Below are 17109 nucleotides of genomic sequence, written 5' to 3' on the forward strand. Positions count from 1 at the left end.
ATCTGTTTTAGTACACGAAGTAGAAAAAACCGTCATATTTTTATGTAAAAAATGAATAAAAGACAAGGTATAGACTTTATCAGAATCTTTCGTTAGAATAGATTATGTTAGTAAAACAATTTTGCAAATGTTTGATGGGAGGATGTATTATGAATATCCATGAATATCAAGGGAAAGAGATTCTTAGAAAATATGGTGTAGCTGTACCAAACGGAAAAGTTGCTTTTTCCCCTGATGAAGCTGTGAAAGTAGCGAAGGAACTTGGCTCTAATGTAACTGTAGTCAAGGCGCAAATTCATGCAGGTGGACGCGGGAAAGCAGGGGGCGTAAAAATCGCTAAAAACCTTGACGAGGTGCGTACATATGCAAAAGAATTAATAGGTAAAATTTTAGTGACTCATCAAACAGGTCCTGAAGGAAAAGAAGTAAAACGCTTATATATTGAAGAGGGTTCTGATATTCAAAAAGAATACTATTTAAGCTTAGTATTAGACCGCGCAACATCCCGTGTAACAATGATGGGATCTGAAGAGGGCGGCATGGATATTGAGGAAGTAGCGGAATCACATCCAGAAAAAATCTTCAAAGAAGTTGTGGATCCTGTTGTGGGGTTAACAGGTTTCCAGGCACGTCGCATGGCGTTCAATATGAATATTCCAGCTAACCTAATAGGGAAAGCTGTTAAATTAATGTTAGGCTTGTATCAAGCGTTTATCGACAAGGATGCTTCTATTGTAGAAATTAATCCACTTGTTATCACTGGACAAGGAGAAGTTCTAGCATTAGATGCAAAATTCAATTTCGATGCAAACGCGTTGTATCGTCATAAAGATATTGTCGAATTACGTGATTTTGATGAAGAAGATCCAAAGGAAATCGAAGCATCAAAATATGACCTTAGCTATATTTCATTAGATGGCAACATTGGCTGTATGGTTAATGGAGCTGGTCTTGCAATGGCTACAATGGACACAATTAGTTATTATGGCGGAAGCCCTGCTAACTTCTTAGATGTAGGTGGCGGTGCAACTGCTGAAAAAGTAACAGAAGCTTTCAAAATTATCCTTTCTGATCCACATGTAAAAGGCATCTTTGTAAACATTTTTGGCGGAATTATGAAGTGTGACATTATTGCTGAGGGTGTCGTAGCAGCTGCCAAAGAACTTGGCTTAACTGTGCCTTTAGTTGTACGTTTAGAAGGTACAAATGTAGAGCTTGGAAAAGAGATTTTAAATGCATCTGGTTTAAACATCGTTGCAGCGGATTCAATGGCTGACGGTGCACAAAAAATTGTGGGACTAGTAGGCTAAGGAAGGCGGGGAGAACAATGGCTGTATTTATTGATAAAGATACGAAGGTAATTGTACAAGGTATTACGGGGGAAACAGCGCTTTTCCATACGAAGCAGATGCTTGAGTATGGTACTAAAATTGTTGCTGGTGTAACGCCGGGTAAAGGCGGTCTTGAAATCGAAGGAGTGCCTGTATTTAACACTGTAGCGGAAGCTGTGGCTGCAACAGGTGCAACAACTTCAGTTATTTATGTACCTGCTCCATTCGCGGCAGATGCTATTTTAGAGGCTGTTGATGCTGAATTAGAATTAACAATCTGTATAACTGAGCATATTCCTGTACTTGATATGGTTAAGGTAAAACGTTATATGGAAGGTAAAAATACGCGTCTAGTCGGTCCTAACTGTCCTGGTGTTATTACGGCAGATGAATGTAAGATTGGTATTATGCCTGGTTACATCCATACGAAAGGGCATGTAGGAGTTGTTTCACGCTCTGGTACATTAACATACGAAGCGGTACACCAGTTAACACAAGCTGGTATCGGTCAAACTACAGCTGTAGGGATCGGTGGAGACCCTGTCAATGGTACAAACTTTATCGATGTTTTGGAAGCGTTTAACAACGATCCAGAAACATATGCAGTTGTGATGATTGGGGAAATTGGAGGGACAGCTGAAGAAGAAGCAGCTGAATGGATTAAAGCGAATATGACGAAACCTGTCGTTGGCTTTATCGGTGGACAAACAGCCCCTCCAGGTAAACGTATGGGTCACGCTGGTGCTATTATCTCAGGTGGTAAAGGAACAGCAGCAGAGAAAATTAAGGCTATGAATGCTGCTGGTATTGAAGTAGCAGAAACGCCATCTGTCATTGGTGACACGCTTATTAAAGTAATCAAAGAAAAAGGGCTATACGAAAAGTGTAAAACCCATTAAAATGGAAGATGTAGCACATTGTGGCTACATCTTTTTCTTTAACTTCTTTCAGCGGGTGTTTGGACACATGCTGAAAGAAGTTAAAGCTTCCGGCGGATGTCATGGACTCTGCATTAATATGTTTCTAACTTCCTACTTACTTTTTAGAAAAAGCGGTGTCATTAAAAATGCGGTCATTTAATTTCTTCTATTATAAAAGGAGGCTCTTAAATGATTTTTTCAGTTGATACACAAAGATTGCTAGCTTTACATTATATATACCCATTACCACTTCAAAAACTTCAGCGATTATTGTCCCCGGTGGATTTACTAAGTTATTTTGAGGAAGCGCCCCCCTACGAGATTGCAAAAGCTCTGCAACTATCATCGAGTAGAGCTTTGGAGATATCCAAGAGTTTTCGACAAATTATGACATTGTCGTTTGCAGAAGCTTATGAAAGGGCCAATATTTCCCCGATACCTTTTCAGCATCCTTTTTACCCGGCGCAATTATTTGAAATATCCAACCCACCTACTGTATTGTATGTGAAAGGTCGGTATTCTCTATTGACGAAAGAAAAACAAGTAGCCATTATAGGTTCTAGAAAGGCTACATCATATACAAAAACTGCGATGGACCTAATCGTGCCACCTCTTGTTGAACACGGATATACAGTTGTAAGCGGGCTTGCAAGAGGGGCAGATACGATCGCTCATGAGACAACTATAAAAGTTGGCGGTTCCACAATTGCAGTGCTTGGTCACGGGTTTAATTATATATACCCTAAGGAAAACCAGTTTCTCGCTGAGCATATGGCGGAGCATCAGTTACTTGTCACAGAGTATCCTCCATATATGAAGCCTGAGAAATGGCATTTTCCAATGCGCAACCGAATCATTAGTGGATTGTCCAAAGCTATAGTTGTAACCGAAGCGGCATTAAGAAGTGGCACGCTTATTACAACGGACAATGCATTAGAGCAAGGAAAAGATGTATTTGTTGTACCGGGTCCAATTAATGCGGAGCAATCAAAGGGCACAAATAAACTACTATTAGAAGGAGCTATTCCAGCGTGTAATGGTCACGAAATCGTTGAAACACTTACGCTCTTTTCTAACAAAAATTGAAAAAAAGTTGCATTATCTTAAAATCTGTTATACATTTTGCAACAGGTAACTTAAAAAATTAGCAATAGACCTCGCTAAGGGGGAGACATAGATGGCGGATTATTTAGTGATTGTAGAATCACCAGCAAAAGCAAAAACAATTGAACGATATTTAGGGAAAAAATATAAGGTGAAAGCGTCGATCGGGCATGTTCGTGATTTACCACGTAGCCAAATGGGCGTTAGTCCAGAAAATAATTATGAACCTAAATATATTACTATTCGTGGTAAAGGGCCTGTTTTACAGGACTTAAAGTCTGCGGCTAAAAAAGTGAAGAAAGTCTTTCTAGCGGCCGATCCAGACCGCGAGGGAGAAGCGATTGCTTGGCACCTTGCGACTGCATTAAATATCGATATTCAATCAGATTGTCGTGTCGTTTTTAATGAAATTACAAAAGATGCGATTGTAGAATCCTTTAAAAACCCACGTCCTATTAATATGGATTTAGTAGATGCACAGCAAACACGTCGTATATTGGACAGACTTGTTGGTTATAACATTAGTCCGATTCTTTGGAAAAAGGTTAAAAAGGGATTATCAGCAGGGCGAGTACAATCTGTAGCACTACGCATGATTATTGATCGTGAAAATGAAATTAAAAACTTCCAACCGGAAGAATATTGGACAATTGAAGGTTCTTTTGAAAAAGGGAAGAAAACGTTCGATGCGCTTTATTACGGTAATGGCAAAGAAAAAATTAAATTAACAAATGAAGAACAAGTAAAATCTATTTTAAAAAATGTTAAAGGTACAAGTTTTGAAGTTGTTAATGTATCGAAAAAAGAACGTAAACGAAATGCAGCACCTGCTTTTACAACATCTTCTTTACAGCAAGAGGCAGCACGTAAGTTAAATTTCCGTGCTAAGAAAACGATGATGCTTGCGCAACAATTATATGAAGGTATTGATGTTGGTAAAAAAGAGGGGACAGTCGGTTTAATTACTTATATGCGTACCGATTCTACACGTATTTCAGATACAGCAAAAACAGAGGCAGTAGCCTACATTGAATCCAAATACGGCAAAGAATTCATCTCAACAGAGTCGAAGCAGGCTAAAAAAGCATCAAATGCACAAGATGCCCATGAGGCTATTCGTCCAACTAGTACGATGCGAACTCCGGATGAATTAAAGGCAGTGCTTAGTCGCGATCAATTGCGCTTATATCGTTTAATTTGGGAGCGTTTTATCGCAAGTCAGATGGCACCGGCCGTACTTGATACAGTAGCTGTTGATTTGCAAAATGGTGATGTTTTATTCCGTGCAAACGGCTCGCAAGTTAAATTTGCCGGCTTTATGAAACTCTATATTGAGGGTACAGATGATCAAACAGAAGAGACAAACAAGCTTCTACCTGAAATGGAAGTTGGCGATCAAGTAAAATCACTTGAAATCGAGCCGAAGCAACATTTCACACAGCCACCACCACGTTATTCAGAGGCGCGTCTTGTAAAAACAATGGAAGAGTTAGGTATAGGGCGCCCGTCCACATATGCACCGACCCTCGATACAATTCAGCGCCGTGGCTATGTCGTATTAGATGCAAAACGATTTATGCCGACAGAGCTAGGAGAAATCGTGCACCAACTCGTACTTGAGTTTTTCCCTGATATCATAAATATCGAATTCACAGCACAAATGGAACAAGATTTGGATGATATTGAAGAAGGCGGTCGTCAGTGGAAAGAAGTTGTACATGAGTTTTATAAGGATTTTGAGGTCCATGTAAAATATGCAGATGAGGCAATGGAAAAGGTTGTTATAAAAGATGAACCGGCTGGCGAGGATTGTGAGCTTTGTGGATCTCCAATGGTCTACAAGCTTGGACGATACGGAAAATTTATGGCTTGTTCAAACTTCCCGGATTGCCGCAATACAAAAGCTATTATGAAACCTATTGGCGTAAAGTGTCCTTCTTGTGAAACAGGCGAAATTGTAGAACGTAAGAGTAAAACAAAGCGTTTATTCTATGGTTGCAATCAGTACCCTGAGTGTGAATTTGTTTCATGGGACAAGCCAATAAATAGACCTTGTCCGAAATGTAGTGCATTATTAGTAGAGAAAAAAATTAAAAAAGGTGTTCAAATTCAGTGTACGAAATGTGACTATGAAGAGACACCTACTCAATGATAGAAAGATGGTAAGGACATGACTGAACAAGTAGTAAATGTAATAGGCGCAGGGCTTGCAGGCAGTGAGGCTGCTTGGCAAATTGCTCAACGTGGTGTAAAAGTTAAACTTTATGAAATGCGTCCAGTAAAACAAACACCAGCTCACCATACTGATAAATTTGCGGAGCTTGTTTGTTCGAACTCCCTACGTGCAAATGGACTAACGAATGCCGTAGGTGTGATTAAAGAAGAAATGCGTATTTTAGACTCTGTAATTATGAAGGCGGCCGATGCATGTTCAGTACCAGCAGGCGGTGCCTTAGCAGTGGATCGACATGAATTTGCAGGCTATGTGACAGAAGCGGTGAAAAATCATCCTCTTGTGGAAGTTATTCATGAAGAAGTCACTGATATTCCAGAAGGTATTACTGTTATTGCCACAGGACCACTAACATCGAAAGCTTTAGCTGAAAAAGTTCAGGGCTTAACAGGTTTAGATTATCTATATTTCTATGATGCAGCAGCACCAATTATTGAAAAAGATAGCATCGATATGGAAAAAGTTTATTTAAAGTCTCGTTACGATAAAGGGGAAGCAGCTTATTTAAACTGTCCTATGACAAAGGAAGAATTTGATCGTTTCCGTCAAGCGTTAATCGAGGCAGAGGTTGTGCCATTAAAAGAATTTGAAAAAGAAATTTACTTTGAAGGATGTATGCCTATCGAAGTAATGGCTGCTCGCGGTGAGAAAACAATGTTATTTGGACCGATGAAGCCAGTAGGTCTAGAAGATCCAAAAACAGGGAAACGCCCTTATGCAGTTGTCCAGTTACGTCAAGACGATGCAGCAGGAACTCTTTACAATATCGTTGGCTTCCAAACGCACTTAAAATGGGGACCGCAGAAGGAAGTACTACAATTAATTCCGGGATTAGAGAATGTTGAAATCGTTCGTTATGGCGTAATGCATAGAAATACATTCATTAATTCGCCAAAGGTTCTAGAGAAAACGTACCAACTTCGAGAGCAAAAAAATATTTTCTTTGCGGGTCAAATGACAGGTGTAGAAGGATATGTTGAATCTGCTGGTAGTGGATTAATTGCCGGTATTAATGCAGCTCGATTAGCATTAGGACAAGAGCAAATTATCTTCCCATTTGAAACGGCTTTAGGTAGTATGGCGCGTTATATAACAGAAGCGCAATCGAAAAATTTCCAGCCGATGAACGTTAACTTTGGAATTTTCCCTGAACTACCACCAGGACGTCGTTCGAAGCCAGAGCGTGCAGAGATGCATGCTACACGTGCAATAAGCACAATTCGTAATTTTGTGAATTCACAAACAATTTGATTGCAAAAGGCCTCTAAAAGTTGGTATACTCTTAGAGGCTTTTTCTTTTTTTGTAGCAAAATGCTAATTTACACGTGTTTTATTATTTTGTATGGAGATTTTCTCAAAATATAAACATTTTCACTTGCTATATGACGAAGATAGGTATAGTGTCAATATGTATGTTTTCTACATTAACGATACCCAAAGTGACAAACTAAAGAGGATCATCGAAAATCGACATTCTTTTAATGGCAAGTGAAAGCACTTTAGGCTCATCAGCCAACGTTGAATGGCATTTGTAAAAAACGTATGCCATGTATATAAGTTGATTGGAGTAGAGGCTGGGCGACTCCTTGGGGATTAGCGAGATAGAGGAACGAAGGCTAAGAGTATCACGTCCTGTGATAACGCCTTCGTGACCAACATTATGCCACTGTCGCTACGTTAGCACTACGCTTTCGCGCAAAAAATATCTGTTGGCCCAAGCGGCTCATCGGACGCCCCCAGGAAGCTTTGCTCTGTGCGAAAGCGTAGCGACAGCAACAACAAATGTTTTAACTGTGCGAAAGCGTAGCGACAGCAACAAAGCGCCCAGCCGGAACGGAAATCAACCCCACGTTATGGTGATGCCCTGTAATTAGAGAAGATTATCAATAAATCTATTGGTGGTGAATCTTTTTATGTTAGTTTCGTCCCAAGATGCACTTGAACAGTTTATGCTTTATATCCAAATTGAAAAAAACTTCTCTGTTCATACAGTGCGAGAATATGAATCGGACCTACTAGATTTTTTAGCGTTTTTGCAAGCGGAGGACGTAAATGATTTAGCTAGTGTTGAGTATATACATGCACGTCTTTATGTAACAAAGTTGTACGATGAAAAGAGAGCAAGATCATCTGTATCAAGGAAAATCTCCTCAATACGCTCCTTCTTTCGCTTTCTAAATAAACAGCACGGATTAGATGATGGGGCATTTCGATCACTTTATCATCCGAAAAAAGAATCACGTTTACCTAGTTTTTTCTACGAAGAAGAATTGATGCAGCTATTTGATGCGAATGTCGGCGATGATTTGAAATCATTAAGAAATATGGCTATATTGGAGCTGTTATATGCGACAGGTATTCGTGTAAGTGAGCTCACCTCAATTCAAGTAGAAGATGTTGATTTCCATTATTCGATTATTAGGGTAATGGGAAAAGGGCGAAAAGAACGCATTATTCCATTCGGGCAATTTGCGAGTTTAGCTATGCAGGATTACATAGAACAAGCTCGTCCACGATTGATGAAAAACACAAGTCATCAGCAATTGTTTGTCAACATGCGCGGTGGGGAACTTACTCCACGAGGTGTACGTCATATTTTAACTGAAATGATTGACAAAGCCTCGCTCCATACGAAAATATATCCACATATGCTTCGCCATACTTTTGCCACACATTTATTGAATAATGGCGCAGATTTACGTACGGTGCAGGAGTTATTAGGCCATGCTCATTTAACTTCTACACAAGTTTACACTCATGTAACAAAAGAGCATCTACGTCAAACATATATGAATGCTCATCCAAGGGCATAATAAGCTAAGGAGGAAAGCGAATGGGACAAATTCATGCGACAACGATATTTGCAGTTCATCATAACGGGGGTTGCGCGATGGCAGGTGATGGTCAAGTGACCCTGGGAAATGCGGTTGTTATGAAAGGTACAGCAAGGAAGGTCAGACGTCTGTTTAATGGTCAGGTGCTTGCCGGGTTTGCGGGATCGGTTGCCGATGCTTTTACACTTTTTGAAATGTTTGAAGGAAAGTTAAATGAATACAATGGCAACTTACAACGTGCAGCAGTAGAAGTTGCGAAGCAATGGCGCGGTGATAAAATGCTACGTCAATTAGAGGCTATGTTACTTGTAATGGATAAAAGTACACTCCTTCTTGTTTCGGGTACGGGAGAAGTAATTGAACCGGATGATGGAGTTTTAGCAATTGGTTCAGGGGGTAACTTTGCATTATCAGCAGGTCGTGCCCTGAAAAAGTATGCAGGTGATACAATGTCTGCTCGTGAAATTGCAGAAGCGGCATTAGAAACCGCTGCTGGAATCTGTGTGTTTACGAATCATAATATTATAGTGGAGGCGCTTAACTAATGACACAAAATAATTTAACGCCAAGACAAATTACTGAGCATTTGGATCGTTATATCGTTGGACAAAATGAAGCGAAGAGAGCGGTAGCTATTGCACTACGTAATCGATATCGTCGTTCGCTGCTAAGTGATGAGATGAAGGCTGAGGTAATTCCGAAAAATATTTTGATGATTGGACCTACAGGTGTCGGAAAAACGGAAATTGCACGAAGAATTGCAAAGCTAACGGGTGCACCATTTGTAAAAGTTGAAGCAACGAAGTTTACAGAAGTAGGATATGTAGGACGAGACGTAGAGTCAATGGTACGTGATGTAGTAGAAGCTTCACATCGTCTTGTAAAAGAAGAAATGATGGAGTCTGTGAAGGACCAAGCCGAAGAATTAGCAAACGAAGCTATAGTTAAGTTGTTGGTTCCTTCATTACGAAAAAAACAGTCCATGCAAAATCCGTTTGAAATGTTATTTGGCGGAAAAGAACAGCAAGCCAATGATGATTCTTCTTCTGAAGAAACTGAAGTACGCTCCAAACGTGCGCAAATCGCTATCGATTTACGTAATGGTAAATTAGAAAATGAATGGGTTACAGTTGAAGTAACTGAACAAAATCCTTCTATTTTTGATGCGTTACAAGGAACGGGTATGGATATGTCTGCAAACAATGGTATGCAGGATATGCTGTCTAGTTTAATGCCTAAAAAGCAGAAAAAACGTCGTCTACAGGTGAAAGACGCACGTCGTATTTTAACGATCGAGGAAGCAAATAAACTCATAGATGCAGACGAAGTTGCTCAAGAAGCGATTTCAAGAGCTGAACAATCAGGTATTATTTTTATTGATGAAATTGATAAAATCGCTAGTAAGGATAGTAACTCCTCTGCAAACGTATCACGTGAGGGTGTGCAACGTGATATTCTACCAATTGTTGAAGGTTCTACTGTAACGACAAAATACGGTGCTGTAAAAACTGACTTTATGCTTTTCATTGCTGCTGGAGCGTTTCATATGTCGAAGCCGTCAGATTTAATTCCTGAATTGCAAGGTCGATTCCCGATTCGAGTGGAGCTTGAAAAATTAACGAAACAAGATTTTGTACGTATTTTGCAAGAGCCAGATCAATCACTTATTTTGCAATACAAGGCATTATTAGAAACTGAAGGCGTGGAGATAAACTTTACGGAAGACGCGATTGAGCGAATTGCAGAAATTGCAACTGAGGTCAATCAGGAGACTGATAATATTGGAGCTCGACGTTTGCACACAATTTTAGAACGCTTATTAGAAGAATTATCATTTGAAGCTGCTGAAATTGCACCTGCAAATATTCCAATCACTGCTACGTATGTAGATCAAAAACTTGCGGGTATAGTAAAAAACAAAGATTTGTCACAGTTTATATTGTAAGATAAGGCTGAATAGTTTCATTCAGTTGAAAAAACATTTAGAATATTAAGAAAAATACTCTTCGGATTATTTATAGGAGGAACATATAATGAATTTATTAGAAAAAACGCGTAAAATTAACTCGATGCTCCAAGCATCTGCTGGTAAACCAGTAAACTTTAAAGAAATGGCAGATACATTAGGAGATATTATCGACAGTAATGTTTATATTGTAAGCCGTAAAGGGAAGCTTTTAGGTATTTCAATTCACCAACAAATTGAAAACGAGCGTATGAAAAAGATGTTCGAAGAGCGTCAATTCCCAGAAGAATATACACATAGCTTGTTTACAATTTCTGAGACATCTTCAAACTTAGATATTAATGACGAACATACTGCTTTCCCAGTTGAAAACAAAGAGTTATTCCAAAATGCATTAACAACGATTGTACCGATTGTTGGTGGTGGTGAGCGTCTTGGTACATTAATTCTTGCTCGTTTATCTTCACAATTCGAGGATGATGATTTAATTTTAGCTGAGTACGGTGCAACAGTAGTTGGTATGGAAATTTTACGTGAGAAATCTGAGGAAATTGAAGAGGAAGCTCGTAGCAAAGCTGTTGTACAAATGGCAATCAATTCACTTTCATACAGTGAGTTAGAGGCTATTGAACATATCTTTGAAGAGCTTGATGGCCATGAAGGCTTACTAGTTGCTTCAAAAATTGCAGACCGAGTTGGTATTACACGTTCAGTAATCGTAAACGCATTACGGAAATTAGAATCTGCAGGTGTAATCGAATCTCGCTCTCTAGGTATGAAAGGTACTTACATTAAAGTACTGAACGATAAATTCTTAAATGCATTAGCTGAAATTAAAATGAAATAATAAAATAGCGTCCTTTTGGGACGATCTGAGGCATCTGGAATAATTTTGTTCCAGATGCCTTTTATCATATAGAGAATCAAAATGGCGAAAGGAAACTTTGTGAATGTTGTGGCCTTACTATTCCCTTTCCGGGCTTCTTACTTTCCTATGACGAGCGTCGACCACCACTTCCTCCTCTTTAGTCCCTATATTGGCACTACGCTTTCGCACAAAAAAACTGTGTCGCTGTCGGTACAATAACACTACGCTTTCTCACAATAAAGCCTTCGGCGGATTTGACACAAAAAATTCATTGGAAACAGAAAGGTATCTGGGATAATCTTGTTCAGATGCCTTTTGTAATTCGACGAAATTTCGACGAAATTTGCGGTTGGGTTTACATGCTTTAATTATGTCGAATCATGTTTTAGTACTAAATATGGGGGAGAAATCATCTATCTTTTAATCCTTTCGCTTATTTTTTATAGGTAAGTTTTCGACCCTCTTAGTCGCTAATGTCATTGCTTTATCCCTAAATTTGTCTTTTTACATATGCGCTACTTTTTGCGTAGGAGATAAAAACATATGCTCCAATTGTTACTTGTAAGACAGTATGGAATAACTATTCTGAATTTTGTGTAATATTTTAGCCTTATGTTTAAATAGTAAAAAGGAACTCTAATTTAGACATTGTGTCTACTGTTGTTTTGGTAAAAAAAGGAATAAAATAGATCCTAAAACCGTAAACACTGTCGAAATGGTGTAAATTGACTAGTGTTGGGTAGGGTGGCTATGAATCCAGTGGTATCAAGGGATGCAGAAGTATTGTCCTGGTTATTTGCGTGTAAAAATGGGTCGTTTATACTATCAAAAAGTGACAAAAGACAATAGACACTACGTATCATCTTAATTACAATTGTATTATTGGATAAAATAAGAAGTACAAGAATGAGGTGAGCTTTTTGGATTTGTTTGGAGGAACTATTAGTAAGCTGGAAAACGGACTTTCTTATGCAACTTTGAATCATAAAACGATCGCTAATAACATTGCGAATGTCGATACGCCGAACTATAAGGCGAAAAATGTAAGTTTTAAAGATATGTTGGAGAAAGAACAACAAATGTCAATTTCGGCATATCGTACGGATAATAGACATTTTGATTTCGCGATTCGACAATCAACGCCTGGTGTGAATAATATAAATGGCTTGCGTTATCGAAATAATGGTAATGCCGTAGATATGGATGCTGAACAGACAAAGCTTGCGGAAAACCAAATTTATTACAACGCATTAATTGAACGCATGAACGGTAAGCTAAATACTCTAAATACGGTTATTAAAGGAGGTAAGTAATAGATGTCTATTTTTCATGGAATGAATACTACTGCCTCAGCATTAACGGCACAGCGTTTACGAATGGATGTAGTTTCGTCAAATATGGCAAACATGGATTCAACCCGTGCTAGGCAAGTGAACGGGGAGTGGGAGCCATACCGCAGAAAATCTGTAACGTTTACAGCGCAAGAGGGACAGTTTTCAAAGTTCTTTAATGCCGCAGTTGGCAAAAATGCAAAAAGCGGTGTTGGCAACGGCGTAAAAGTTACACAAATAAAAGAAGATAGAGAAACACCTTTCAAACTTGTGTATGATCCAACTCATCCAGATGCAAATGCAGATGGCTATGTAAATATGCCGAATGTAGATCCATTAAAAGAAATGGTAGATTTAATGTCAGCTACTCGTTCCTACGAGGCAAACATAACTGTATTGAATGCAAATAAATCCATGCTGACAAAGGCTTTAGAGATTGGAAGATAAATAAGAGGAAGGGAAGATACATAATGACAATTTCGTCCGTTTCACAAATGACACCTACGCAGGTTGTAAATGAAACAAATAAACTTAATGTGACACCTTATGAAGCACAACAGAGCTTTGCGAACTCGTTAAAAGAAGCAATATCGAAGGTTAATGATCAACAAATTACTTCTGATAACCTTACTCAAAAGTTAATTAATGGTGGAGATGTAGAGTTGCACGAAGTGATGATTGCATCACAAAAGGCGAGCATTACATTAAATGCAACAATTGAAGTTCGCAATAAGGTGATTGAAGCTTACCAAGAAATAATGCGTATGAGTGTCTAACTTTAATTGAATAAGCTCTATTGAAGTAAAGAATTTATCCCATATTTTAAATGGATGATTGATGTGGAGGTTGGATGACTCCAGAGGGATCACGTTCATGATATAGAAGGTGATAGCCTTTAAGTGAGTGAGACAATAGAAAAGCGAAGGCATTTACATCATGTATTGTGATAATGCCTTCGTGGCCAACATCCTGATTGCCCCAAATGGTTTATCGGACGCTCCTAGTCGAAACGGAAATCAATACGTTATGGTGATGATAATGATTGAATGTTATGGGATATCACTGTTTTCGCGAATTATTAGATGGATAGGTTGTTCACTATAACCGGAGGATTCATAATGAATGAACGATTGACGAAAATAAAAAACGACACCAGCCAATTTTGGACAAGTCGTAGTAAAAAACAAAAAATTGTAATGATTGGTTCAGTGATAGGGGTACTAGCACTTGCTGCCGTTATTACACTTTTTGCTACAAAAATTACATATGTACCACTTTATAAAGATTTATCGACAAGAGAAATCGGACAAGTGAAAGAAGCGTTAGATACCCAAGGTGTTAAATATGAACTTGCACCGGGGGGGACATCGATTTTAGTGCCTGAAGAACAAGTTGATTCATTGTTAGTACAGTTGGCATCGGAAGGATATCCGCAAACAGGGTCGATTGATTACTCGTTTGCAAATAGCTCTGGATTTGGTATGACAGATAATGAGTTTAACCTATTGAAAAAAGCAGCGACTGAAACAGAAATTGCAAAGCTCATTAAAAATCTGGAGGGTGTAAAAGATGCAAAGGTAATGATCAACGTTCCAGAAGAGGGAGTTTTCCTAAAGGATGTAAAAGAAGATGCGACAGCATCTATTGTTTTGAATACTGATCCTGGCTATAAATTTACTGAGCAACAAATTGCCACTATGTACAATTTAGTTGCCAAAAGTGTTCCGAATTTAAAGACGGATGATATTGTTATTTCTAACCAATTTTCTGAGTACTTTGATCTAAATGCTACAACTACTGATGGAACTTCAACAGCGACAGCTGAAGGTCAGTTACAAGCGAAAAAATTGGTTGAACGTGACCTGCAACGACAAGTTCAAAGTATGCTAGGTACGCTTATGGGACAAGACAAAGTAGTCGTTTCTGTGACAACAGACATTGATTTCAAAAAAGAAAATCGTGAAGAAAACCTAGTGACGCCAGTTGACGAAGAGAATATGGCCGGAATAGAAATTAGTGCTCAACGTATTACAGAGCAATATTCTGGAGGGGGTGCAGCTACTGGTACACCTGAAGCTGAAACGACTACAGATAACTTCACAACTTATAACGAAGGTGTAAATGGTAATGGAGAATCCGAACGTACTGAAGAAACAATTAATAATGAAGTAAATCGTATACGCAAAGAAATCCAAGAGGCACCATATAAAATTCAAGATATTGGGATCCAAGTAATTGTTGAACCGCCGACAGCAACTGACGCAGCAACATTACCAGATGGTATTCGTGAGGATATCCAGCAAATTTTAAGTACTATTGTTCGTACGACGATTTCTAAAGATGTAGCAACTGAACTTACTCAAGATCAAATCGATGAAAAAGTAGCTGTTTCAGTGCATCCTTTAAATGGTAAAGCAACAGAGACAGCTAGCGAAAAATCTGTTATTCCATGGTGGGTTTGGGTAATTGGTGGCATATTACTTGCTGTCATAGTATTGCTTGCATTCTTCATTGTCCGTTCACGAAAACGTGCGCAGGAAGAAGAAGAACTAAGTATCCTAGATGAACAAGAAGAACTAATGATTGAAGATATAAATGAAGAAATTGAAACGGAAGCTACAATGCGTCGTAAGCAGCTTGAAAAAATGGCCAAAGATAAGCCAGACGATTTTGCGAAGTTACTGCGTAGTTGGATTGCGGAAGACTAACTAGGAGGTTCGGCTGTGTCCAAGAAAGAAAAGGAATTAACAGGAAAACAAAAGGCCGCTCTCTTGTTAATTTCATTAGGGCCTGAGGTTTCAGCTTCTGTCTATAAACATTTAACAGAAGAAGAAATTGAACGTTTAACATTAGAGATTTCAAGCGTTAAAAAAGTAGAAGCAAATGTGAAAGAGGAAATTATTGAGGAATTTCACAATATTGCACTTGCACAAGATTATATTACACAGGGCGGTATTGGTTACGCGAAGACAGTATTGGAAAAAGCTCTTGGTGTAGAACAGGCGCAAACAATTATTAATCGCCTTACATCTTCTTTACAAGTACGTCCTTTTGACTTTGCGCGTAGAGCTGATCCAGCACAAATTTTTAACTTTATTCAAAATGAACATCCACAAACAATTGCCCTTATTCTCTCTTATTTAGAGGCAGGGCAAGCGGGTGTGATTTTATCTTCATTGCCACAGGAAGTACAGGCTGATATTGCTAAGCGTATTGCTGTAATGGATTCAACTTCCCCAGAAGTTATTAGTGAAATTGAATCCGTTTTAGAGCGTAAGCTATCATCGACTGTGACACAAGATTACACTGAAACGGGTGGAATTGATGCAGTTGTTGAAGTGTTAAATGGTGTAGACCGACAAACGGAAAAAACGATTCTCGATGCACTCGAAATTCAAGATCCAGAGCTTGCAGAAGAAATCAAAAAACGTATGTTTGTATTCGAAGATATTGTTACGCTCGACAATCGTTCGATACAACGTGTTATTCGCGATTGTGAAAATGAAGACTTACTGCTTTCAATGAAAGTTTCAAGTGAAGAAGTAAAAGACATTATTTTCCGCAATATGTCACAACGTATGGCTGAGACATTTAAGGAAGAAATGGAAATTATGGGTCCTGTTCGTCTGCGTGACGTAGAGGAAGCGCAATCTCGAATTGTAGCGGTCATTCGTCGCTTAGAGGATGCTGGTGAGATTATTATTGCCCGTGGTGGAGGAGATGACGTCATTGTCTAGAATCATCCGTTCTGTACATACACAGTCCAATGGCGATCATGTCAAAAAGATTCAAATCCGTGAAATGTTTGAGTTGCATGAGATAGAAGATGGAGAAATTCAACCTCAAAAACAGATTACTATGGAAGAAGTGCTAGAAGAACGCGAGCGCTTGCTTGCGGAAGCTAGAGCTACTATACAGGCTGAACGCGAGGCTTTTGAACAAGAAAAGCAAATATTCTCCCAGGAAATTGAACATTTAAAGCAAGACTGGGAAGAAGAACGACCTAATCGAGTGCAAGAAGCTTATGATGAAGGATTTGGTCAAGGTTATGAGGATGGGACAAACAAAGCGAATGAAGCGATGGCGCAATCTCTCCAAACGGCCAATGAAATAATTATTCAAGCGGGGGAGAATGCTCGGAAATATATTGAAGATCAAGAATCGGTTATTTTAGAGCTAGGTTTAACCGCCGCAGAGCGAATTATTAATACATCTTTAGAGCGAGACAACGAATTATTTGTGTCAATCGTTCGTAGAGGACTTAAAGAAGCAAGAGAAATGAAAGAAATAAAAATCTATGTTTCACCTACTTACTATGCATTAATAACTGGTAATCGTGATGAACTAGCTGAAATGTTCCCAACTGACGTACCATTTATGATTTTTGTAAATGAAGATTTAGAAAATGAAACAGATTGTTATATTGAAACAAATCATGGTCGTATTGTTGTAAGTATTGATGAGCAATTAAACGAACTAAGATTGAAATTACATGAAATATTAGAAAGTAAGGAATGATCTA

Annotated in this window: 15 protein-coding genes; all 15 read left to right on the forward strand. The window is 38.7% G+C overall.

The window, feature by feature from the left end; genetic code table 11:
* Window positions 1-149 precede the first annotated feature (149 nt).
* The 15 genes from sucC to fliH all read left to right on the forward strand — a co-directional run bounded on the left by sucC (window position 150) and on the right by fliH (window position 17105).
* Window positions 150-1310 (forward strand): ADP-forming succinate--CoA ligase subunit beta, encoded by a 1161-nt coding sequence (gene sucC, locus ACVYAD_RS01355; RefSeq protein ID WP_349660845.1) that lies wholly within the window; start codon window positions 150-152, stop codon window positions 1308-1310.
* 17 nt (window positions 1311-1327) lie between these two features.
* Window positions 1328-2230: a succinate--CoA ligase subunit alpha gene (sucD, locus tag ACVYAD_RS01360; protein WP_476424126.1), complete on the forward strand. Its 903-nt coding sequence runs from the start codon at window positions 1328-1330 to the stop codon at window positions 2228-2230.
* 210 nt (window positions 2231-2440) lie between these two features.
* Entirely contained in the window at window positions 2441-3337 is an 897-nt protein-coding gene (gene dprA, locus ACVYAD_RS01365) for a DNA-processing protein DprA (protein ID WP_476424128.1), read from the forward strand.
* A gap of 91 nt (window positions 3338-3428) precedes the next feature.
* A complete protein-coding gene (gene topA, locus ACVYAD_RS01370) occupies window positions 3429-5507 on the forward strand; it encodes a type I DNA topoisomerase (RefSeq protein WP_349660849.1) in 2079 nt (692 codons plus the stop codon).
* A gap of 18 nt (window positions 5508-5525) precedes the next feature.
* Window positions 5526-6839, forward strand: coding sequence for an FADH(2)-oxidizing methylenetetrahydrofolate--tRNA-(uracil(54)-C(5))-methyltransferase TrmFO (gene trmFO / locus ACVYAD_RS01375; RefSeq protein ID WP_197141882.1), 1314 nt, complete (start codon window positions 5526-5528; stop codon window positions 6837-6839).
* A 662-nt stretch (window positions 6840-7501) separates the two neighbouring features.
* Window positions 7502-8401, forward strand: coding sequence for a tyrosine recombinase XerC (gene xerC / locus ACVYAD_RS01380; RefSeq protein ID WP_476424131.1), 900 nt, complete (start codon window positions 7502-7504; stop codon window positions 8399-8401).
* Between the two features lie 20 nt (window positions 8402-8421).
* A complete protein-coding gene (hslV, locus tag ACVYAD_RS01385; protein WP_323645175.1) occupies window positions 8422-8967 on the forward strand; it encodes an ATP-dependent protease subunit HslV in 546 nt (181 codons plus the stop codon).
* On the forward strand, window positions 8967-10367 hold the full coding sequence (gene hslU, locus ACVYAD_RS01390; RefSeq protein ID WP_349660851.1) for an ATP-dependent protease ATPase subunit HslU: 1401 nt from the start codon (window positions 8967-8969) through the stop codon (window positions 10365-10367). The genes hslV and hslU overlap by 1 nt, the downstream gene beginning before the upstream one ends.
* A gap of 88 nt (window positions 10368-10455) precedes the next feature.
* Window positions 10456-11235 (forward strand): GTP-sensing pleiotropic transcriptional regulator CodY, encoded by a 780-nt coding sequence (gene codY, locus ACVYAD_RS01395; RefSeq protein WP_049668434.1) that lies wholly within the window; start codon window positions 10456-10458, stop codon window positions 11233-11235.
* 941 nt (window positions 11236-12176) lie between these two features.
* Complete coding sequence (gene flgB / locus ACVYAD_RS01400) at window positions 12177-12569, forward strand: flagellar basal body rod protein FlgB (RefSeq protein WP_386826810.1); 393 nt, start codon at window positions 12177-12179, stop codon at window positions 12567-12569.
* Window positions 12570-12572: 3 nt separating this feature from the next.
* Window positions 12573-13034, forward strand: a complete 462-nt coding sequence (flgC, locus tag ACVYAD_RS01405) for a flagellar basal body rod protein FlgC (RefSeq protein WP_197141889.1) — start codon at window positions 12573-12575, stop codon at window positions 13032-13034.
* 23 nt (window positions 13035-13057) lie between these two features.
* The gene (gene fliE / locus ACVYAD_RS01410; RefSeq protein WP_197141891.1) at window positions 13058-13363 is read left to right on the forward strand and encodes a flagellar hook-basal body complex protein FliE; all 306 of its coding nucleotides are present in this window, start codon (window positions 13058-13060) and stop codon (window positions 13361-13363) included.
* 342 nt (window positions 13364-13705) lie between these two features.
* Window positions 13706-15295 (forward strand): flagellar basal-body MS-ring/collar protein FliF, encoded by a 1590-nt coding sequence (gene fliF / locus ACVYAD_RS01415; RefSeq protein WP_476424134.1) that lies wholly within the window; start codon window positions 13706-13708, stop codon window positions 15293-15295.
* A gap of 15 nt (window positions 15296-15310) precedes the next feature.
* Complete coding sequence (fliG, locus tag ACVYAD_RS01420) at window positions 15311-16324, forward strand: flagellar motor switch protein FliG (protein WP_349660855.1); 1014 nt, start codon at window positions 15311-15313, stop codon at window positions 16322-16324.
* The gene (gene fliH, locus ACVYAD_RS01425; protein ID WP_476424136.1) at window positions 16317-17105 is read left to right on the forward strand and encodes a flagellar assembly protein FliH; all 789 of its coding nucleotides are present in this window, start codon (window positions 16317-16319) and stop codon (window positions 17103-17105) included. The genes fliG and fliH overlap by 8 nt, the downstream gene beginning before the upstream one ends.
* The last annotated feature ends 4 nt before the right edge of the window (window positions 17106-17109 follow it).

This window comes from Lysinibacillus sp. G1-3, assembly GCF_056322905.1.

Bases quoted from the DNA above. Each gene is read 5' to 3' on its own strand.
- sucC (WP_349660845.1), top strand. From the start codon at position 150: ATGAATATCCATGAATATCAAGGGAAAGAGATTCTTAGAAAATATGGT.
- sucD (WP_476424126.1), top strand. From the start codon at position 1,328: ATGGCTGTATTTATTGATAAAGATACGAAGGTAATTGTACAAGGTATT.
- dprA (WP_476424128.1), top strand. From the start codon at position 2,441: ATGATTTTTTCAGTTGATACACAAAGATTGCTAGCTTTACATTATATA.
- topA (WP_349660849.1), top strand. From the start codon at position 3,429: ATGGCGGATTATTTAGTGATTGTAGAATCACCAGCAAAAGCAAAAACA.
- trmFO (WP_197141882.1), top strand. From the start codon at position 5,526: ATGACTGAACAAGTAGTAAATGTAATAGGCGCAGGGCTTGCAGGCAGT.
- xerC (WP_476424131.1), top strand. From the start codon at position 7,502: ATGTTAGTTTCGTCCCAAGATGCACTTGAACAGTTTATGCTTTATATC.
- hslV (WP_323645175.1), top strand. From the start codon at position 8,422: ATGGGACAAATTCATGCGACAACGATATTTGCAGTTCATCATAACGGG.
- hslU (WP_349660851.1), top strand. From the start codon at position 8,967: ATGACACAAAATAATTTAACGCCAAGACAAATTACTGAGCATTTGGAT.
- codY (WP_049668434.1), top strand. From the start codon at position 10,456: ATGAATTTATTAGAAAAAACGCGTAAAATTAACTCGATGCTCCAAGCA.
- flgC (WP_197141889.1), top strand. From the start codon at position 12,573: ATGTCTATTTTTCATGGAATGAATACTACTGCCTCAGCATTAACGGCA.
- fliE (WP_197141891.1), top strand. From the start codon at position 13,058: ATGACAATTTCGTCCGTTTCACAAATGACACCTACGCAGGTTGTAAAT.
- fliF (WP_476424134.1), top strand. From the start codon at position 13,706: ATGAATGAACGATTGACGAAAATAAAAAACGACACCAGCCAATTTTGG.